This is a genomic window from Pseudoruegeria sp. SHC-113, from assembly GCF_025376885.1.
GTDB lineage: Bacteria > Pseudomonadota > Alphaproteobacteria > Rhodobacterales > Rhodobacteraceae > Pseudoruegeria.
Genome location: NZ_JAHUBR010000001.1, coordinates 814,760 through 833,618, shown reverse-complemented (window position 1 = coordinate 833,618; position 18,859 = coordinate 814,760). Strand labels below are relative to the sequence as shown.

The 18,859-nt window shown below is 63.5% G+C and carries 18 protein-coding genes; 6 read left to right on the top strand and 12 right to left on the bottom strand.

The genetic code is table 11. From position 1 onward, the window contains the following. Positions 1-44 precede the first annotated feature (44 nt). Positions 45-1,643: a phosphoenolpyruvate carboxykinase gene (locus tag KVX96_RS04170; protein ID WP_261193005.1), complete on the top strand. Its 1,599-nt coding sequence runs from the start codon at positions 45-47 to the stop codon at positions 1,641-1,643. Between the two features lie 98 nt (positions 1,644-1,741). Here the strand turns inward: KVX96_RS04170 and KVX96_RS04165 are convergent, their stop codons facing one another. Together KVX96_RS04165 and KVX96_RS04160 are read right to left on the bottom strand one after the other, a co-directional pair. Next, the gene (locus KVX96_RS04165; protein ID WP_261193004.1) at positions 1,742-3,181 is read right to left on the bottom strand and encodes an ATP-binding protein; all 1,440 of its coding nucleotides are present in this window, start codon (positions 3,179-3,181) and stop codon (positions 1,742-1,744) included. 135 nt (positions 3,182-3,316) lie between these two features. Then, positions 3,317-4,084, bottom strand: coding sequence for a sulfite exporter TauE/SafE family protein (locus KVX96_RS04160; protein WP_261193003.1), 768 nt, complete (start codon positions 4,082-4,084; stop codon positions 3,317-3,319). A 175-nt stretch (positions 4,085-4,259) separates the two neighbouring features. Between KVX96_RS04160 and KVX96_RS04155 the strand changes: the two genes are divergently transcribed. Next, positions 4,260-5,942 (top strand): acyl-CoA dehydrogenase family protein, encoded by a 1,683-nt coding sequence (locus KVX96_RS04155; protein WP_261193002.1) that lies wholly within the window; start codon positions 4,260-4,262, stop codon positions 5,940-5,942. A 76-nt stretch (positions 5,943-6,018) separates the two neighbouring features. On the opposite strand, the gene KVX96_RS04150 is transcribed toward KVX96_RS04155, so the two are convergent. Beyond that, entirely contained in the window at positions 6,019-6,408 is a 390-nt protein-coding gene (locus KVX96_RS04150; protein ID WP_261193001.1) for an SHOCT domain-containing protein, read from the bottom strand. A 219-nt stretch (positions 6,409-6,627) separates the two neighbouring features. On the opposite strand from KVX96_RS04150, the gene KVX96_RS04145 reads away from it, so the two are divergent. After that, positions 6,628-8,796 carry an esterase-like activity of phytase family protein gene (locus KVX96_RS04145; protein ID WP_261193000.1) on the top strand — a complete coding sequence of 723 codons (2,169 nt, stop codon included), beginning with the start codon at positions 6,628-6,630 and terminating at the stop codon, positions 8,794-8,796. Positions 8,797-8,883: 87 nt separating this feature from the next. On the opposite strand, the gene KVX96_RS04140 is transcribed toward KVX96_RS04145, so the two are convergent. From KVX96_RS04140 to KVX96_RS04100, 9 genes are all read right to left on the bottom strand, one after another. Beyond that, positions 8,884-9,336 carry an Hsp20 family protein gene (locus tag KVX96_RS04140; protein WP_261192998.1) on the bottom strand — a complete coding sequence of 151 codons (453 nt, stop codon included), beginning with the start codon at positions 9,334-9,336 and terminating at the stop codon, positions 8,884-8,886. 149 nt (positions 9,337-9,485) lie between these two features. After that, a complete protein-coding gene (locus tag KVX96_RS04135) occupies positions 9,486-10,307 on the bottom strand; it encodes a trypsin-like serine peptidase (protein WP_261192995.1) in 822 nt (273 codons plus the stop codon). 13 nt (positions 10,308-10,320) lie between these two features. Continuing rightward, positions 10,321-11,154, bottom strand: coding sequence for a trypsin-like serine peptidase (locus tag KVX96_RS04130; RefSeq protein WP_261192993.1), 834 nt, complete (start codon positions 11,152-11,154; stop codon positions 10,321-10,323). A 145-nt stretch (positions 11,155-11,299) separates the two neighbouring features. Further along, a complete protein-coding gene (locus tag KVX96_RS04125) occupies positions 11,300-11,656 on the bottom strand; it encodes a nitrile hydratase accessory protein (RefSeq protein ID WP_261192992.1) in 357 nt (118 codons plus the stop codon). Next, positions 11,643-12,302, bottom strand: coding sequence for a nitrile hydratase subunit beta (gene nthB, locus KVX96_RS04120; RefSeq protein ID WP_261192991.1), 660 nt, complete (start codon positions 12,300-12,302; stop codon positions 11,643-11,645). The genes KVX96_RS04125 and nthB overlap by 14 nt, the downstream gene beginning before the upstream one ends. Next, complete coding sequence (gene nthA, locus KVX96_RS04115) at positions 12,302-12,943, bottom strand: nitrile hydratase subunit alpha (protein ID WP_261192990.1); 642 nt, start codon at positions 12,941-12,943, stop codon at positions 12,302-12,304. The genes nthB and nthA overlap by 1 nt, the downstream gene beginning before the upstream one ends. Before the next feature lie 107 nt (positions 12,944-13,050). Next, the gene (glcF, locus tag KVX96_RS04110; RefSeq protein WP_261192988.1) at positions 13,051-14,343 is read right to left on the bottom strand and encodes a glycolate oxidase subunit GlcF; all 1,293 of its coding nucleotides are present in this window, start codon (positions 14,341-14,343) and stop codon (positions 13,051-13,053) included. A 13-nt stretch (positions 14,344-14,356) separates the two neighbouring features. After that, complete coding sequence (locus tag KVX96_RS04105) at positions 14,357-15,472, bottom strand: FAD-binding protein (protein WP_261192987.1); 1,116 nt, start codon at positions 15,470-15,472, stop codon at positions 14,357-14,359. 16 nt (positions 15,473-15,488) lie between these two features. After that, positions 15,489-16,925, bottom strand: a complete 1,437-nt coding sequence (locus tag KVX96_RS04100) for an FAD-linked oxidase C-terminal domain-containing protein (RefSeq protein ID WP_261192986.1) — start codon at positions 16,923-16,925, stop codon at positions 15,489-15,491. Positions 16,926-17,189: 264 nt separating this feature from the next. Between KVX96_RS04100 and KVX96_RS04095 the strand changes: the two genes are divergently transcribed. The 3 genes from KVX96_RS04095 to KVX96_RS04085 are packed head-to-tail and all read left to right on the top strand — an operon-like array spanning position 17,190 to position 18,853. Beyond that, a complete protein-coding gene (locus tag KVX96_RS04095) occupies positions 17,190-17,750 on the top strand; it encodes a hypothetical protein (protein WP_261192985.1) in 561 nt (186 codons plus the stop codon). A 33-nt stretch (positions 17,751-17,783) separates the two neighbouring features. Beyond that, on the top strand, positions 17,784-18,506 hold the full coding sequence (locus KVX96_RS04090; RefSeq protein WP_261192984.1) for a DUF599 domain-containing protein: 723 nt from the start codon (positions 17,784-17,786) through the stop codon (positions 18,504-18,506). Further along, positions 18,503-18,853 carry a hypothetical protein gene (locus KVX96_RS04085; RefSeq protein ID WP_261192983.1) on the top strand — a complete coding sequence of 117 codons (351 nt, stop codon included), beginning with the start codon at positions 18,503-18,505 and terminating at the stop codon, positions 18,851-18,853. The genes KVX96_RS04090 and KVX96_RS04085 overlap by 4 nt, the downstream gene beginning before the upstream one ends. Positions 18,854-18,859 lie beyond the last annotated feature (6 nt).

Below are 18,859 nucleotides of genomic sequence, written 5' to 3'. Positions count from 1 at the left end.
GAGAGAGGCGCCGCAGCAATCCTGCGCGCGCGAGGAGCTTGCAGATGACTCATGGCCGGGTAAACCCCGCTTTCACACTCGACGATCAAGGCATCACCGGGCTGGGGAACGTCTATTACAACTACCTCGAGCCCGCGCTGATCGAGGAAGCCCTGCAGCGCAAGGAAGGCACGCTCGGTCAGGGCGGCACTTTCCTTGTCTCCACAGGCAAGCACACGGGCCGCTCGCCCAAGGACAAATTCGTCGTCCGCACGCCCTCCGTGGAAGACAGCATCTGGTGGGAAAACAACGCCCCGATGGAGCCCGCCGCCTTTGACGTGCTCTACGAAGACATGCTCGCCCATATGAAGGGGCGCGATTACTTCGTGCAGGATCTCTTCGGCGGGGCCGACCCCACCCACCGGCTCGACGTGCGCATGGTCACCGAGCTGGCATGGCACGGGCTCTTCATCCGCCACATGCTGCGCCGCCCGGACATGGAAGATCTCGCCGAGTTCCAGCCCGAGTTCACCGTGATTAACTGCCCCACCTTCAAGGCGGATCCGGCCAGGCACGGCTGCCGGAGCGAAACCGTGATCGCGATGAATTTCGATCGCAAGCTGATCCTGATCGGCGGCACGGAATACGCGGGCGAGAACAAGAAAAGCGTCTTCACGCTGCTCAACTACATCCTGCCGGGCAAGGGCGTCATGGCGATGCATTGCTCCGCCAACCACGCGCCGCACAACCCGGTGGACACGGCGATCTTCTTCGGCCTCTCCGGCACCGGCAAAACCACGCTTTCGGCCGATCCAAACCGCGTGCTGATCGGCGACGATGAACACGGCTGGTCCAACCGCGGCACCTTCAACTTCGAAGGCGGCTGCTACGCCAAAACGATCAACCTCTCGGAAGAGGCCGAGCCCGAGATCTACGCCACCACCAAGAAGTTCGGCACCGTGATCGAGAACATGGTCTACGATGCCCACACCAAGGAGCTGGATTTCGAGGACGACAGCCTCACCGCCAACATGCGCTGCGCCTACCCGCTGGAGTATATCTCCAACGCGTCCAAATCCGCGCTTGGCGGCCACCCGAAGAACATCATCATGCTCACCTGCGATGCCTTCGGCGTGCTGCCTCCCATCGCGCGGCTCACCCCGGCGCAGGCGATGTATCACTTCCTGTCGGGCTTCACCTCGAAGGTGGCCGGCACCGAGCGCGGCGTGACGGAGCCGGAGCCGACCTTCTCCACCTGCTTCGGCGCGCCCTTCATGCCCCGCCGCCCGGAGGCCTACGGCAACCTGCTGCGCGAAAAGATCGCCAAGCACGGGGCCACCTGCTGGCTGGTGAACACCGGCTGGACGGGCGGCGCCTACGGCACGGGCTCGCGCATGCCGATCAAGGCCACCCGCGCCCTGCTCACAGCCGCGCTGGACGGCACGCTGGCCGAGGTCAAATACCGCAAGGATCCGAACTTCGGCTTTGAAGTGCCCGTATCGGTGCCCGGCGTGCCGGACATCCTGCTGGACCCCCGCCGCACCTGGGACGATGCGGACGCCTACGATGAGCAAGCCGCCAAGCTCGTCCACATGTTCGCGGAGAACTTCGCGCAATACGTGGATTACATCGACGAGGACGTGAAGGCCGTCGCCATCGGGTGAGGGTTCGGCAGAGTGGTTAAGAAGAACGCCCGGTGAGAGCCGGGCGTTCTTACATCGAATGCTGGAAGACTTTCAAAAAACCAAGGCCGACTCCAGATCTAGGGAGCCCGCCCTTCTGCCACGTTCTTACCGACTTGATAACAGTGCAAGGAACAAGGAAAATGCCTTACAAGAACTCCGTCCACTTCACTTTCAGCATAGACCGTCTTGCTTGTAGCGCCAGCCGGGAAACCTTTCTCGAAGTTTCGCTTTGCAAACTCAACAAGTCCACTAAGCTCCCCAGGCTGATCTAACGCATAACGGTCTGACCACTTGATTTCGTAGGCCCAAGTTGATTTCAGACGCGCTGGATCAACCCTGACAATATCCACTTCTAAATCCTTTTTCCCCTTTTTCCACCGAGCATAGTGCAAGTTTTTCATAGTATCCGAATGAAACCATTGAGAGAAAATGGCGGTCTCGGCCATCGCACCCATTGCCTCATCACCATCCGATATTTGAGAGAATAGTGCGGCCCTCATAGAAGGGTTTGTTAGGTAGACTTTAAAATTCCTCATTCTTTTGAAGGTTTTTCCAGTATCATCCACACGACGCACCCGTACAATTAAGAATGCGGCTTCGAGGTAGTCCAGATACTTCGTAATAGTATTTTTTGCGACGCCCGAGCTCTGAGCAAGGCCATCGAGGCTTATCTCTTGCCCCGTGTGGTAAGCTAAGGTTGTGAAAAGTCTATTCAGTTCCTGAATGTCCTGGATACCATATAGACTTGGCAGGTCGCGCAGAAGTACTTTGTCAATAATGTCGCGACCGAGAAACCGTTGAACGTTTGCTTTGATAGTTTCGTTCAGAACAGCCTCTGGGTAACCGCCAAAGTTCAGGTAGTTGATAAATTCTTGATTGAGCTTAGCAATATCCGGAGTTGCGAAACGAAGAGTAGACCCTAGCGCTGCAGATGTGATCAAATCATCTTCTATCTCACTAAACGCAAGAAACTCTGCGAAAGTCAGAGGAGGTAGAAAAAAGTCAGTAAATCTACCTGCACCCGATTCTTCACTTTTGAGCCTAAGTGCTGCGGCCGCCGAACCGGAGGCGATAAAACGCGTGTTCGGGTACTGGTCCGTCAACACCTTCAGGTGTACTTCCCAGTTTTTTAGATACTGAATCTCATCAAAGACGATGATACGCCGTTCACTAGGGTTGTGGGCAGTTTCTTCCTCGAACAACTCTATCAACCTTAACAGAGGCATTCCGCTATACAGTGGAGTATCAATTGAAACGAACAGAATGTTCTTACCACTAAAGCCATCACTTATAGCCTGTTCGATAAGCTGGCGCAGCATGACCGTCTTACCAACTCGCCTCGGCCCCATTAAAATTGTGGATCGGCGTACAGACCAATCCAAGGCAAGGCCTGCAAACGGCTCGAAATAGGCGCGCTTCTTTTCCCTAGGGTCCTTTGGTGCACTGAAAGCTTCGTCCCACCATGGGTTATCTCTGCGGAAGCTTCTTAAAACGTCTGATTTGGAAATCTCTAGCATGTCGAACTAGTATCAAGGCCGTGATACTAAGTCAATAACCGCCGCAAATAACTGAAAATAAAAACATTTTTTGGCCCGTCTAGCGAAATCGCTAGCACGCCAGCTTGCCATATTTAGCAAGAGCTAAACCTATCCCTACCCCACTACCCCCCGCCTAACCAAATTCAGCCCCGCCACCACCAGCACCACCAGCGTGGCGGTGCGGAAGCGGGTTTGATCCATGCGGTCCTGTGCTCTGAACCCCAGCGCCATGCCCACCCCGGCGGGCAGCAGCAGCAGGGCCGAGAGCGGGGCTGTCTCCGCGTTGAAGATGCCAGAGCGCATATGGGCGAGCAGCAGCACCACAGCCCCCGCCCCGTAGATCACGCCCTGCACCCGCACGGCCTCCTGCTTTGGGGTGTCCAAAGCGGTGAGGTAAGCCACTGTCGGCGGCCCCCAGACGCCCGAGATCCCGCCGCAGAATCCCGCGATGGCCCCCACGGTGACCTCCACCACGCGGCGGCGGCTTTCGGGGAAGCTGAGCCGCCAGCCCAGAAGCTGGCTCACCGCGAAGAGCGTCACCGGCACGCCGATCATCAGAAACAGCGCCTGTGAGGAGAGCACCCGCACGAGCTGGGCGCTTAACGCAATAAAGGCGAGCACCAGCGCGAGGTAGAGCCAATGCCGCCGCGCCGAGGCCAGCGCCGCCCCTACCCCCTGCCGCAGCGCCTGCGCGGCGTTCATCACCACCGTGGGCAGGATCAGTGCCGCAAGTGCGAGATCGGGCGCCATGATCGAGCCGAGCCCCGAGATCATGATCATCGGCATGGCAAAGCCTGTTGCCCCTTTCACGAAGCCCGCCAGCAGCGCCACGGCGCAGGCGATCAGCAGCGTTTGCGTTGCAAATTCCTGTAAAACAAGCATGTTGAAAGGGCTCCCCATCGGCGCTCTCCCTTCTATATCTCAGCCGGAGGTCTGCGGGCAGCGCAAAAAGTCGTAAGGTTATTTTCGTTCACGCGCGGATATTTTCGCGCATTATTATTGCGCTGCACCTGCAAAATGGCTAAACCCGGTGAGACCCCGATTCAAGGAGCCAGACATGCCACATGACGGACAGGACTTGAGCCACATGACGACAAGCCCGCTTCTGGACGATCTTCTGCCCACCACGGCGGCTGCGCTGCCCACGGTCGAGGCGCTGTTTCAGGCCGGGCGCGAGAAGCTGCGCGCCTTGGTCACCAAGGAGGGCCGCGTCTCGTCCGGCCTGCTGGAGCAGCACCAATACGCCGCCCATACGCTGAGCTGGCTCGCCACCTACGCGCAATCCCTGCGCCAGATGCAGGCCTGGGCAGAGCGCGTGCAGGGCGAAGGCAAATTCGGGGAGATCGAAGCGCTGATCCACCAGATCGCCTTCGGAGAATACCTCAACCAGATCTTCGGGGGCATCCCGATGAGCCAGGGGGAAATGGCCCGCTTGCAGGACCTCGGCCTCACGCCCCCGGCAAACCGCGAGCCGGCGGTGGAGCGCCTTATGGCCCAAGGCAACTCCACCGCCGCCCGCACCCGTCTTGTGGAGCTGATGCAGGAGCAGAGCGCCAACGCCACCTTCGGCACCTCCGGGCTCGACGAAGAGCTGGAGATGATCCGCGATCAGTTCCGCCGCTATGCCGATGAGAAGGTCATCCCCTACGCCCACGAATGGCACCTGAAGGATGAGCTGATCCCGATGGAGGTGATTGGCGATCTGGCGGAGATGGGCGTCTTCGGCCTAACGATCCCGGAAGAATTCGGCGGCTTCGGCCTGTCCAAGGCCTCGATGGTGGTTGTGTCGGAAGAGCTTTCGCGCGGCTATATCGGCGTCGGCTCGCTGGGCACGCGCTCCGAAATCGCGGCAGAGCTGATCCTCTGCGGCGGCACGGAAGAGCAAAAACAGCAATGGCTGCCCAAGCTCGCCAGTGCCGAGATCCTGCCCACCGCCGTGTTCACCGAGCCCAACACCGGCTCCGACCTCGGCGCCCTGCGCACCCGCGCGGTGAAGGGCGAGGATGGCGATTACACCGTCACCGGCAACAAGACATGGATCACCCACGCCGCGCGCACCCATGTGATGACGCTGCTGGCGCGCACCGATCCCACCACCACGAACTACTCCGGGTTGTCGATGTTCCTCGCCGAAAAGACCCCCGGCACCGATGAGGCCCCCTTCCCGACCCCCGGCATGACCGGCGGCGAAATCGAAGTGCTCGGCTATCGCGGCATGAAGGAATACGAGCTGGGCTTTGACGGCTTCAAGGTGAAGGGCGAGAACCTGCTCGGCGGCAAGGAAGGCCAGGGCTTCAAGCAGCTGATGCAGACCTTCGAAAGCGCCCGCATCCAGACCGCCGCCCGCGCTATTGGTGTGGCGCAGTCGGCGATGGAAGTCGGCATGCAATACGCGATCGACCGCAAGCAGTTCGGCAAATCCCTGATCGAATTCCCGCGCGTCGGCGGCAAGCTCGCGATGATGGCTGTGGAGATCATGATCGCCCGTCAGCTGACCTACTTCTCCGCCTGGCAGAAGGACCACGACAAACGCTGCGATCTGGAAGCCGGCATGGCCAAGCTTCTGGGCGCCCGCGTGGCTTGGGCGGCAGCGGACAACGCGCTGCAGATCCACGGCGGCAACGGCTTTGCGCTGGAATATTCCGTCAGCCGCATCCTCTGCGATGCGCGCATCCTGAACATCTTCGAAGGGGCGGCGGAAATTCAGGCGCAGGTAATCGCGCGGCGCTTGCTGGACTAACCGGCAGCACCACAGGTTTAGAAAACAAAATGGCCCGGCAATGCGCCGGGCCATTTCTGTTCGGGGAGTTCCCGGATTACGGGTTCAGGATCTTGGCCTTCTGGGCTGCGAATTCCTCTTCCGTCAGTGCGCCTTTTTCCTTCAGCGCGGCGAGCTTCTCGATTTCCTCAGCGGGCGAAACGGTCGCCACGGAGCGAATGTAATCCTTCTGCGCGGCCTGCATCTGGGCCACGGCCGCCTCGTTGTGCTCCTTCATCTTGTCGCCCCGGATGATGAGGTAGCCGAGCACACCAGCCCAGGGGATCAGGATCACGAAGGCAATCCAGATCGCCTTGGAGATGCCGCTCATATCCTTGGAGCGGAAGATGTCGGCCACGACCGAGATCGCCACCCAGAACCAGGCGACCATCAGGAACAGCCAGAAAATGGACCAGAAAATATCGAAGAAGCCGATGGAGTCTTCCATGTGTCATCCTTTCAAAAAGCTTGGCGCGAAATGCGTTTCTTCGCCGCTCAGCTAGGCATAGGGCGCGGCCTTGATCAATGAAAATACGCCCGCGAACGCGCCAGCGCCCAATTCTTCACCACCCGGCAGGATTTCACAAAACCGAAACAGAGCCGTCACCCGCCTGTCACCTCGCCGCAGCATTCCCGCACAGATCCAAGACCTGAAGGGGAGACTGCAATGTCCAGACACCTGCTTGGGCTGACTTCCGTGCTGGCGCTGACCGCCGGCACCGCGTCCGCCGAGATGAACTTCAACCGCATCGCCAGCTTCGCGACCCCGGCCAACATGGCGCAGGGCGAAGACCAGAGCCGCGAGACCTCGCCCGAGATCATCGCCGCCACGGCGGACGGCATGCGCCTTGTCTACACCGATAGCCCGCTGGGCGTTCTGGGTATGGTGGACATCACCGACCCGGCCAACCCCAAGCCCCTCGGCAACATCGCGCTTGAGGGCGAGCCGACCTCGGTGTCCCTCATCGGTACCAAAGCGCTTGTGGGCGTGAACACCTCGGAAAGCTACGTGGCCCCGTCTGGCCACCTCGCCGTGATCGACATCGACACGCAAGCGGAAGTGGCCCGCTGCGATATCGGCGGCCAGCCCGATTCCATCGCCACCGCAAAGGATGCCTCTTTCGTGGCCATCGCCATCGAGAACGAGCGCGATGAAGATCTGAACGACAGCGCGATCCCGCAGATGCCCGCCGGTACCCTCGTGCTGATCGACACGCCGGAGGGCGTGGCCGATTGCGCAACGATGAAGGTTGTGGACCTGACGGGCCTTGCCGGGATCGCGGGCAGCGATCCGGAGCCGGAGTTCGTGGATGTGAACGGGCTGGGCGAGATCGTCGTCTCCCTGCAGGAAAACAACCATATGGTTGTGGTGAGCCGTGACGGTGAGGTGCTGTCGCATTTCTCCGCCGGATCCGTGGATCTGGAGGGCATCGACGCCACCGACGAGCGCGGCGCGCTGCGCTTCACCGAACGCCAGCCCGGCCGCCTGCGCGAGCCTGACGCGGTGAAATGGCTGGACGACGATCACTTCGCCACCGCCAACGAGGGCGACTATCAGGGCGGCTCCCGCGGCTGGACGATCTTCCACAAATCCGGCGAGGTCGTTTATGAGTCCGGCACCGCCTTCGAGCACGCGCTGATCCAGATCGGCCACTACCCGGACAAACGCTCCGATGCGAAAGGCGTGGAGCCGGAATCCATCGAGACCGCCCGCTTTGACGGCACGCCGATGGTCTTCGTCGGCTCCGAACGTGGCTCCATCGTGGGCGTCTACGATGCCACCGATCCGGCCAACCCGCAGCTCACCCAGCTGCTGCCCTCCGGCATCGCGCCCGAAGGCATCGTGGCGATCCCCCAGCGCAACCTGCTGGTGACGGCCAATGAGAAAGACCTCATCGAAGATGGCGGCATCCGCGCCCATGTGATGATCTATGAGTATCAGGACGCCCCCGCCGCCTACCCGCAACTCACCAGCGCCGGCACCGATGAACTGATCGGTTGGGGCGCGATCTCTGGCATGGTAGCCGATGCGCAAACGCCCGGCCTGCTCTACGCGGTGAACGACAGCTTCTACGGCTACCAGCCGACGATCTTCACCATCGACGCCACCGCCACCCCGGCCCGCATCACAGAAGCGCTCCGCGTGACCCGCGCCGGTGCGCCCGCGCAGAAGCTTGATCTGGAAGGAATCACGCTGGACGGCAACGGCGGCTTCTGGCTCGCCAGCGAAGGCCGCACCGATCGCGTGATCCCGCACGCGCTCTACAACGTGAACGCCAAAGGCGAGATCAAGCAGGAGATCGGCCTGCCGGCAGAGCTGATGGCGGTCGAGGAACGCTTCGGGTTCGAGGGCATCACCAAACTGGGCGACACGCTCTGGATGGCGGTACAGCGCGAATGGGGCGATGACCCGGAAAACCACGTGAAGCTCGTGGCCTACAACCTCGAAACCGAGGAATGGGGCGCGGTGCATTATCCGAAAGCCGCCCCCGCAAAAGGCTGGGTCGGCCTGTCGGAAATCGTGGCCCACGGCGATCATGTCTATGTGATCGAGCGCGACAACCAGATCGGCGCAGAGGCGGTGACGAAGAAGATCTATCGCATCCCCGCCGCTGAAATGGTGCCTGCCCCCCTCGGCGGCGCGCTGCCCGTCGTGAGCAAGGAAGAGGTGCGCGATCTGATCCAGGATCTGCTCAGCCTGAACGGCTACGTGCAGGACAAGGTCGAGGGCCTCGCCATCGACGCGTCCGGCACCTTCTTCGTCTCCACCGACAATGACGGTGTGGACGATCACTCCGGCGAGACGCTGTTCTTCTCGCTCGGCGGCGCGATGTAAGGGCAGCCCAAACGGCGGCCGAAACGCTCAAGAAAACAAAAGGCGCGCCCTGTGGCGCGCCTTTCTTCGTTCAGCCAAAGGGCCGGATCAGTTGACGGTATTGCCTTCGATGGCCTTGCCGCCGTTGATCTGGATCGTACGCGGCTTCAGCGTTTCGGGCACTTCGCGCACCAGATCGATGTGCAGCAGACCATCTTCATGGGTGGCACCAGCCACGCGCACGTGGTCGGCCAGGTGGAAGCGGCGCTCGAAGGCGCGGGTGGCGATGCCCCGGTGCAGGTAGTTACGCTCGGCCTCATCCTTGGCCTTCTTGGCCGAGATGATCAGCGCGTTTTCCTTCACCTCAACAGAGAGCTCGGCCTCGGAGAAGCCGGCCACGGCCACGGTGATACGGTAAGCATCATCGGCGGTTTTCTCGATGTTGTAGGGCGGATAGGTGTTCTGGCTCACATCGCTCGCAAGGGCGCGATCCATCAGATCGGCGATCTGGTCAAAGCCAACGGTGGCGCGATAGAGCGGGGAGAGATCGAAATTACGCATGTGGGATATCCTTCTTCAAGCGATTTCCATGTGGCGGCCTTCCTGTTGCGGACAGGCCATTGTTTCTGATCACCGGGCCCTCAAGTGGCACCCGGTATCATTCAGGTAGGCAGGGAAAAACGCGGTTTCAAGAGGGCGCGTGCTGGCCTTCAGGGCCGCAGGAATTTCGCGCCGCTGCTGGATTTTCCGTTGATGTCGGCCCCGAAGCGGCGCGGCCCTGACGGCCCCGCTTCGATCACCCCGCGCCCGGCACGCAGGGCGGTTTTCAGTTCGGCCACGGCCTCGGGCAGCACCATGCCGAAGGCGATGTGGCTCTCGCCATCGCGGTAACCCGACGAGATCAGCGAAACGATGCGCCGCCGACGCCCGTCGCCGCCAAAGACCGGCGCGCCGGAGGAGCCGTAGTATACGTCGCACGACAGCGCGAGCGCTTCGGTATCGCGCTCTACCACCTTGCAGGAGCGCTGCCACGAAGGCGCTTCGTCGCGCCCCCTGGCATAAGAGACGACGCTCACCGGCGCACCCGCCTGCGGGGCCACATCCACTGCATAGGGCGCAATAATGGCCGTGCTCACGGAGCTGGACAGCTGAAGTAGGGCAACATCCTGCACGATGTTGTCCCGGCTGACCGGCGCGAAGGGCACATAACCTTCCCGTGGCACGGCCCGCAGAACCGCCGCCTGAAACAGAGCCGTTCCATCCCTTAAACTGGCACTGAACAGGGTGCGTGACAGGTCACGCGGTTGGCGGGTCCTACGATCGAACAAACAATGGGCAGCGGTGAGCACCAGATCGGGTGCGATCAATGCCCCGCTGCAATAGCTATCTTCCCCCAGATCGATCCGCCCCACGGCCTCCAGCCCGAAGACATCGTCGCGGTCGGTGAGGCGTTGAAGGCCGCTGTCCTGCTGGGCCAGCGCTGCGGCGGGCAGGAGCAGAAGTAAGGCGGCAAGGCGGAGGAGAGGTGTCATGAGCGGCCGCGCCTCAGGGCCGCAGGAACTTCGCGCCGGAGCTTGCGCGATCTTCGCTCAGGCTCATGCGGCGCACGGTGGGGCGGGCACGCTGGAAGGGGTCGGCTGCGTCCTCCATCATCGCCATGACGGTCGCCAGCGGCGTTTCCAGTTCGCTGCCCAGCGCCACTTTCTGATCGCCTACCTCGGCCTTGGCCGAGACGACGGACACGATCTTGGCGATGCCATTCTGCATCACGAAGATCGGCGCACCAGACGAGCCGAAATCCACATCGCAGGAGAGCACCAGCGCACCGGACTGACGGGCCAGCACATGGCAGACTTCCTGCAGCGAGGGCTGTTCGGAGCGATCCTGCGCGTAGGACACCACGCCCACCTCATCGCCCCGGCGGGGTCGGGTGTCGATGGCGAAAGGCTGGATCGTGCCATTGCGCACGGGCTGGTCGAGGCGCAGCAGGGCAATATCATTGCGCACCTTGCTTTCGCCATCCGCCGCACCAAACAAGTAGTCCGGGTGCACCACCGCATGGCTGATGCCCCGATAGGCCGAGGCGCGGCCATTGCGCCATCCGGCAAGGAACTGGATGCCGGAAATATCCACGCGCGCGCCGGTGGGGCGGTCAAAGAGGCAATGGGCGGCTGTCAGCACCAGATCGTCGGCAATCAGGGCCCCGGTGCACATGCTGCGGTTGCCGATGTTGAGCCGGCCCACGGCTTCCCAGCCCTTGCCGTCATCGGCCGTCTGCAGGGCGCGCAGGGAATGCGCATCGCCCGCGCCGAATCCCTGCGCCTGCGCCGCGCCGCCCCAGGAGAGCAGGAAAAGCAGAAGAATGGTAAAGAACCGCATGAAGCCTCCGAATATCTTCCCCGAAAGCTAGCGGCGGCGTTGGGCAGGATTGTGGCCGGTTGGGGCCAATGCTGCGGTTCTGTGAAGGCCCGGGGGCCGCGGTGCGCCGAATTGATTAACCACGCAGGAGGCCGGCTGTGACGGCTCAGCCGTCCGACGGACGAAGGATCACAGGCTGCCCATGCGGTGTGCGGCGATAGGCCTTTTCCCACCCCGCTCGGCGCGCCTTGCGCGCCCCGGCGTCTATCCCGGCCTTTGCCTCGGCCAGATGCTCAAGGGCGGTCAGAACCGCTGTGTAGTAGGTATCCAACGTATCCGGCGCGCCCGCCGCCTCGGCCTCTTTCAGCGATGCGCCCAAGGCCTCAGCCCAGTCGGATGTGCTGAAATGCCCTGCCTGCACCATGGCATCAGCCAAGGCGAGGGCCTGGGCCTGCCAAGGTTCGTCGAAAGCCGCCACCGGAGGCGCGAGCGGATCTTCGGGCTGGAACTCAGGCCGGAACAAGGTAGCTCTCCCAAAGATCCAGCGTGATCTCGTCGCGCGGGTTGGCGGTCTCGCCCCAAAGCTCCTGCGCGCTGAAGACGACCGTGTAGAGGTGCTCCGCCTCATCAAGCCCCAAGGCCCCCTTGTCAGGCAGCACATGCGCCCCGTGGTGGGCCAGCACCCGGCCCGCCGCCCCCCGCGCGTAACGTGGCAGGCGGGTGTGGCCTGACCCCATGTGCCGACGGGTCCGGACGGTCTCCCCTTTGGTGAAGCCCGGCGCCGCCGCGATGTCCCTTACGAAGCTGAAATCGCTGGCCGCTTCCTCGGCCAGAACCTCCGCGAGCGTCATCGCCTTGGCCGCCGGAGCAGGATCGCGCACATGGCCGCGCGTTATGTCTGCAAGCGTCACGGTGCCGCCATCCAGCAGGAACATGAAGTAATTGGCGCACCACTTGTTGAAATAGGCGTAGGTCAGGTAATCGCCCGGCACCATGCGTTCGATGCCGTGGCGGAACCAGTCGATGGTAATGCCCGGCGCGATGGGACTGCTTGAGAGCCCCCACATGCGCTGCTCCCAGATCTCCAGATCAGCGAAATCGGCGCTGCCTTCGGTGATGGGAATGGGCCCGAAGCCCTCCATCCCGCCCAGATCGTGAATGCCATCCATCACGCGGCCTCCGTTTTCAGGTCGCGTTCGGTGCCGATCATGGAATTGCGCGTGACGATGGCCGCGAGAGCCTCTTCGCTCCAACCCTCTGTGCCTGCCGGGCGCTGAGGGATCACCAGATACCGCAGCTCCGCCGTGCTGTCCCAGACGCGCACGCCCACGTTCTCTGGCAGGTCCACGCCAAACTCGCGCAACACCGCGCGGGGCTCACGCACGGTGCGCGCCCGGTATTCGGCGGATTTGTACCACGCCGGGGACATGCCGAGGATCGCGAACGGGTAGCAAGAGCACAGCGTGCAGACGACGATGTTGTGCTGATCCCCCGTGTTCTCGACGGCCTTCAGATGGCCGGTTGCGCCGCCCTGAAAGCCGAAATCCTTGATCGCTTCCGCTGCGTTCTCCAGCAGCCGCGCGCGGAAGGCCGGATCCACCCAAGCGCGGGCCACCACCTGTGCGCCACGTTTGGGGCCGACATGTTCCGAATAGGCCTCGACCCAGGCGTCCACGCTTTCAGGGGCCACCAGCCCGCGCTCCACCGCGAGGCTTTCCAACGTCTTGACCCGCAGAGCCGGATCGGACGGCAGATGGGAATGGAGATCCCGGTGGTGCCGCGCGGCCTCTTCGCTGTCAAATGTCGGCATGGCGCCCCCCATTGGCAAAATCATCGCTCCAATGGGGGGAGCATAGCACGAAAGGCCCGGTTTTTCCCTAGTGCGGGCTCAAACTCTGGCCCCGCGTGGGATCGGCTTTACTCCGCCTGCGCCAGAGCGCGCGGTTTGGGGCCGCCGGTGGCCCAGTCCAGAAGCTCCACGCTGTGCACCACCGGCACCTGCGTACCGCCGCCGATCTGCATCATGCAGCCGATGTTTCCGGCTGCGATCACATCGGGCTTCCTGGCCTCCAGCGTGCGCACCTTGCGCTCCTTGAGCTGCTTGGAGATCTCCGGCTGCATCAGGTTGTAGGTGCCGGCCGAGCCGCAGCAGAGGTGGCTGTCCGCGGGCTCCACCACGGTGAACCCGGCCTTCTTCAGCAGCGTCTTGGGCGCAGTCTTCACTTGCTGGCCGTGCTGCAGCGAGCAGGCCGCGTGATAGGCCACCGTGAGGCCCTTGTCCGCGCCTTCCGGCACGTCGAGCTTTTCCAACAGCTCGGACACGTCCACCGCCAGTTCAGAAACCTTAGCAGCCTCCGCCGCGAGCGGATCATTGCGGAACATATGGCCGTAGTCTTTCACCGTGGTGCCGCAGCCCGAAGTGTTGATGACGATGGCATCGAGCCCCTCGCCGTTCACCTCGGCCATCCAGGCCCGGATGTTGGCGGCAGCAGCGGCGTGGCTGGCGTCCACCTTGCCCATGTGATGGGTCAGCGCGCCGCAGCAGCCCATGCCTTCCGCGATCACCACCTCGCAGCCCATGCGCCGCAGCAGGCGGATGGTGGCGTCGTTGATGTCGGTGTTGAGCGCCTTCTGCGCGCAGCCCGTCATCAGCGCCACGCGCTTGAGCCGCTCGCCCTTGGCCGGGAAGACCTGCGGATCGTCGTTGCGGCTCACCGGCGGGATAGACTTGGGCGCCATCTCCAGCATCGCCTTCAGCCGCGCATCGGGCATCAGGAACTTGAAGGGCCGCCCGATCTTTGCCCCCAGAAGCGCAAGGCGGAAGCGCGTCGGATAGGGCAGGATCTGCGCGAGGATCCAGCGCAGGGCGCGGTCCGAGAAGGGGCGTTTGTAGGTCTTCTCGATATAGGCGCGGGCTTCGTCCACCAGATGCATGTAATGCACGCCCGAAGGGCAGGTCGTCATGCAGGCCAGGCAGGAGAGGCAGCGGTCGATGTGTTTCACCGTTTTCTCATCCGCCGGGCGCTCATTTTCCAGCATGTCCTTGATCAGGTAAATGCGGCCCCGCGGGCTGTCGAGCTCATCGCCAAGCACCTGATAGGTCGGGCAGGTCGCCGTGCAGAAGCCGCAATGCACGCAGGAGCGCAGGATCTCGTTGGCGCGCTGGATGCCGGGGTCTTTCAGCTGGGCTTCGGTGAAATTCGTCTGCATTGGTCTTTGTCCTTCAGCCCATGATGCCGGGGTTGAGAATGCCGCGCGGATCGAACCGCGCGCGCAGGCCTGCCGAAAGCGCGGCCACGGGGGCAGCCTCTACGGGGAAGGCCGGATCCTTCACCCCTGCCCCGCGCACACGGGTGGCATGGCCGGGCAGCCCACCAAGGCTCGCGCGCACGTCCGTGCCTTCCGGCACCCGCGCCCACAGGAGCCCGCCGCCCCAATCATAAAGCACCTCTGCGCCTGAAAGTCGCCGCGCGGCCTCCGGCCCGTCGCTGGGTTTCACCGAAATGCGCCAGACATCGCCGGGCTGGCCTGCGTGTTGAGTCACGTCGCGGACCCAGGCCCAACCGGCGGCGGTTTTCTCGGGATCGTCCTCAATGGTGACATCGCCAAAGCCCGCCAGCTTCTCCTTCACCGCCTGCGCCCGGTAGGCCACGGAGGGCGCAAAGCCCTCCACGCGGATCATCGTCACCGGCGCGCCGTCCACTCCCTTCTGCGTGTGGGCGGCACCGGACACATCGAACGGCGAGCCCAGCGCCGCCGCCATCGCCGCGACGGCCTGATCGTCCGCAAGCCCTTCGATCAGCACCGTTGCCGTGGCTTCCGGCGCGGGCAGCACCTTAAGCGAGACCTCCGAGAGCACCCCAAGCGTGCCGTGGCTCCCGGCCATGAGCTTCACGAGATCATAGCCGGTGACGTTCTTCATCACCCGCCCGCCGTTCTTCACAACGGTGCCGCTGCCATCCACGTAGCGCACACCCAGCAGGTGATCGCGGCAGGCCCCGGCCTGAATGCGGCGCGGGCCAGAGGCATTGGCCGCCACCGCGCCACCAATGGTCGGCGTGCCCTCACGGCCCAGAAGCGCGCGCAGGTCGGGCGGCTCGAAGGCCAGCCGCTGGTTTTCGGCGGCAAGCACCGCATCGATTTCGGCCAAAGGCGTCCCGGCGGCGGCCACGAGGGTGAGCGCACCCGGCTCATGCAGGCTGATGCCGGTGAGGCCAGCGGTCTCCAGCGGGGTGCCCACGGCGTGGCCGATGGTGCGGGTGCCGCCGCCCTTGATAGCCAGCGGGCCTTGCGCCGTGGCGATGGCCTCGGCCAGCTCGGTTTCGGTCTTCAGTGTCATGCGTTGGGCTCCGGTGTCAGGCGGCGGCGCGGCGCGGTTGGGAGACGGTCAGCGGGAAGACCTTCGCGGGGTTCAGCAGCCACTGCGGATCGAACACATCCTTCACCGCCATCTGCGCTTCCAGATCCTCGGGCGCATATTGGAAGCCCATCAGGTCGCGCTTCTCCACGCCCACGCCATGCTCGCCCGTCAGGCAGCCCCCCGCCTCGACGCAAAGCTTCAGGATCTCCGCGCCCAGTTCCTCGCATTTCTCCAGATCGCCGGGCTTGTTAGCATCAAACAGGATCAGCGGGTGCATGTTGCCATCGCCCGCATGGAAGACGTTGGCCACATCCAGCCCATATTCGCCGGACAGCTCGCCAATCCGGCGCAGCACCGTGGGCAGGGAGGAGACAGGGATCGTGCCATCAAGGCACATGTAATCGTTGATCTGCCCCATCGCGCCGAAAGCCGATTTGCGCCCCAGCCAGATGCGCCCGGCCTCATCGGCATCCTTGGCTTCGCGCAGCTCCACCGGGTTATGACGGCGGGCGATCTCGGTGATCAGGCCAAGCTGATGCTGGATCTCCGCCTCGCTGCCTTCCACCTCCACGATCAGGAGCGCCTCGCAATCGGGGTAGCCTGCCTTGGCGAAGGACTCGCAGGCGCGGATGCAGGGGCGGTCCATGAACTCGATGGCCACCGGCAGCACGCCCGCGCGGATGATGTCGGACACGCAGGCCCCGGCCACCTCATTGCTGTCATAGCCGATCAGCACGGGGCGCGCGCCTTCGGGCTTGTGCAGGATGCGCAGCGTGGCTTCCGTGACGACGCCAAGCTGCCCTTCGGAGCCGCAGATCACGCCAAGCAGGTCCAGCCCCGCCGCATCCAGATGCGCGCCGCCGATTTCCACCACGGTGCCATCCATCAGCACCATCGTCACGCCCATCAGGTTGTTGGTGGTGACGCCGTATTTCAGGCAATGCGCCCCGCCGGAATTCATCGCCACATTGCCCGCGATGGCGCAGGCAAGCTGGCTTGAGGGATCGGGCGCGTAGAAGAAGCCTTCTTCCTCGACAGCCCCGGTGACGGAAAGGTTGGTGCGCCCGGATTGCACGCGGACGAAGCGGTTGTCGTAGTCGGTTTCCAGGACCGCGTTCATGCGCGCGGTGCCCAGGATCACGCAATCGGCAGTGGGCAACGCGCCGCCTGCAAGCGAGGTGCCCGCCCCGCGCGGCACCACCGGCACGCCCTCCTCATGGCAAACCTTCAGCACGGCCGAAACCTCCGCCGTGCTCGCGGGCAGCACCACGGCCATCGGCGGGCATTTATAGGCGGTGAGCGCATCGCATTCGTAGGCGCGGGTTTCCTCCGGCGCGTGGATCACCGCGCCGTCGCTCAAAACGGCGGACAGGCGGGAGACGATCCGCGCCTTGCGCGCAAGGATCCCGGCGTCGGGCTGTGGCATCTGCATGGCGTCTCTCCTCCATCCGGGGCGGCTTCGGCCCCTCACCCTCATTGGTAAAATTACTTTACCAATTTTTCCACCGATAGCAACGCTTCGGTAAAACACCAAGCATTTTCCACCCCCCTGTGCGCAAAGCGCGCAGGGCAGCTGCCTGCGACCCGAGCGGCATTAACCAATTGATAACCAAGCCGGGCGCAGTCTGGAGCCAGCAGTTCCCAGAGTGGGCCATTTTCCGTTTGCGGCCCGTGTCTGTTGTCAGGGAGGGGCAGAATGCGTGTTTTGCAGCGCGATCAGACACGGGCTGCCAGCGCAGCCAAAGCGGCCGATTCGCCCGCCCGCAGGCTGGCAGAGGCCGATGGCCCGCCGCCCGCCGTTCCCGCGCAGGCGCTTACCTTCTCGGTGCAGATCGACGGACACTGGCACGCGGGGATCCGCATTGCGCCCGATATGGCGGTGATCGAAGGCCCGATCGATGCGGACTCCTACGGGGAAATACGCGATTGCCGCCTGTTCTTTCCCTATGGCCGCCTTGAGATTTCCGTCGTGCGGAAGGCTGAAGTGCTGCACGACGATGAATTCCTTGGCGCGGCGAGGCTCTATTTTCCCGACTGCCGCTCTCCGGCCCGCGCCGAACTCGCCGCACTGATCCGCCTGCTGAACGCCCGGAGCCGCCGCGCGAAAGCCGCCGAGCGGCGCGAAGTCACCGATGCCGCGCTGCTGGCCGCTGTCCCCAAACCGGGCAGCCCTTCGGGATGGCGCGCGCGCCTGCGCCTCTGGCTGCGCCGTGGCCGCACAACCGCACAAAGGCCCGCGCGCAAGGATGCCCCCTAGCAACAGCAAGCGGCAGCGCTTAAAACGCGCCCTATGAATTTTCAGACCGCCCTGCCCCATTTCACCCCCGTCGACCTCGCCGCCGTTCTGCTGATCTGGGGCGGCTGGTTCGTGATCGGCCACCTCGTGGACAACGCCAAGAGCCACAAGCCCTCGGTTTCGGTGCTGATGCGGCGCTACCGGCGCGAGTGGATGCGCCAGTTCGTGACCCGCCAGCCGCGCATTTTCGACGCCACGATCCTGTCCTCGCTGCGGCAGGGCACCACCTTCTTTGCCTCGGCCTGCATGATCGCGCTCGGCGGCGGCATGGCCCTGATCGGCAACACCGAGCGGCTTTCGGGCGTGGCTGAGGATTTCACCTTCGAAACCGCGCCCGACATCGTCTGGGAGGTGAAGATCGGCATGGCGCTGATCTTTGTGGTGAACGCTTTCCTCAAATTCGTCTGGGCGCACCGGCTGTTTGGCTATTGCGCCGTGGTGATGGCCGCCGTACCCAATGATCACGACAATCCCGCCGTTTACGCCCGCGCCGCACAGGCCGCCGAACTCAACATCTCGGCGGCGCGCAGCTACAATCGCGGCTTGCGCTCCGTCTATTTCGCGCTCGCCGCGCTCACGTGGCTGCTAGGGGCTTGGGTCTTGCTGCTCGCCACCGTCCTGACGCTCTCTTTCCTATGGCGGCGCGAGTTTTCCTCACGTTCCCGCACCGTGCTGCTGGACGGGCTTGGAACCCTCTCAACGGAGCCTGCCGAATGAAACACGCCGCCTTTGCCCTCCTGCTGCTGTCCGCGCCCGCGCTTGCCGATGCCCCGTTCATCGACACCGCCTATGCCGAGCAAACCGGCGACACGTGGCGCTTTACCGTGACGCTCGCCCACCCGGACACCGGCTGGGATCACTACGCCGATGGCTGGCGCATCGTGGATGAGGATGGGCAGGTTCTGGGCGTGCGCGAGTTGTTGCATCCCCATGTGGATGAACAGCCGTTCACCCGCTCGCTCGGCGGCGTCTCCCTGCCCGAAGGCACCACCCATGTGGGCATACAGGCGCGCTGCAATCAGGATGGGTGGGCCGCGCCGATCTTCCTGATCGAGCTGGAGTAAGCCCGG

Bases quoted from the DNA above. Each gene is read 5' to 3' on its own strand.
- KVX96_RS04170 (WP_261193005.1), top strand. From the start codon at position 45: ATGACTCATGGCCGGGTAAACCCCGCTTTCACACTCGACGATCAAGGC.
- KVX96_RS04135 (WP_261192995.1), bottom strand. From the start codon at position 10,307: ATGACACCTCTCCTCCGCCTTGCCGCCTTACTTCTGCTCCTGCCCGCC.
- KVX96_RS04160 (WP_261193003.1), bottom strand. From the start codon at position 4,084: ATGCTTGTTTTACAGGAATTTGCAACGCAAACGCTGCTGATCGCCTGC.
- nthA (WP_261192990.1), bottom strand. From the start codon at position 12,943: ATGCCGACATTTGACAGCGAAGAGGCCGCGCGGCACCACCGGGATCTC.
- KVX96_RS04155 (WP_261193002.1), top strand. From the start codon at position 4,260: ATGCCACATGACGGACAGGACTTGAGCCACATGACGACAAGCCCGCTT.
- KVX96_RS04085 (WP_261192983.1), top strand. From the start codon at position 18,503: ATGAAACACGCCGCCTTTGCCCTCCTGCTGCTGTCCGCGCCCGCGCTT.
- KVX96_RS04130 (WP_261192993.1), bottom strand. From the start codon at position 11,154: ATGCGGTTCTTTACCATTCTTCTGCTTTTCCTGCTCTCCTGGGGCGGC.
- KVX96_RS04090 (WP_261192984.1), top strand. From the start codon at position 17,784: ATGAATTTTCAGACCGCCCTGCCCCATTTCACCCCCGTCGACCTCGCC.
- KVX96_RS04150 (WP_261193001.1), bottom strand. From the start codon at position 6,408: ATGGAAGACTCCATCGGCTTCTTCGATATTTTCTGGTCCATTTTCTGG.
- glcF (WP_261192988.1), bottom strand. From the start codon at position 14,343: ATGCAGACGAATTTCACCGAAGCCCAGCTGAAAGACCCCGGCATCCAG.
- KVX96_RS04095 (WP_261192985.1), top strand. From the start codon at position 17,190: ATGCGTGTTTTGCAGCGCGATCAGACACGGGCTGCCAGCGCAGCCAAA.
- KVX96_RS04105 (WP_261192987.1), bottom strand. From the start codon at position 15,472: ATGACACTGAAGACCGAAACCGAGCTGGCCGAGGCCATCGCCACGGCG.
- KVX96_RS04140 (WP_261192998.1), bottom strand. From the start codon at position 9,336: ATGCGTAATTTCGATCTCTCCCCGCTCTATCGCGCCACCGTTGGCTTT.
- KVX96_RS04165 (WP_261193004.1), bottom strand. From the start codon at position 3,181: ATGCTAGAGATTTCCAAATCAGACGTTTTAAGAAGCTTCCGCAGAGAT.
- nthB (WP_261192991.1), bottom strand. From the start codon at position 12,302: ATGGATGGCATTCACGATCTGGGCGGGATGGAGGGCTTCGGGCCCATT.
- KVX96_RS04100 (WP_261192986.1), bottom strand. From the start codon at position 16,925: ATGCAGATGCCACAGCCCGACGCCGGGATCCTTGCGCGCAAGGCGCGG.
- KVX96_RS04145 (WP_261193000.1), top strand. From the start codon at position 6,628: ATGTCCAGACACCTGCTTGGGCTGACTTCCGTGCTGGCGCTGACCGCC.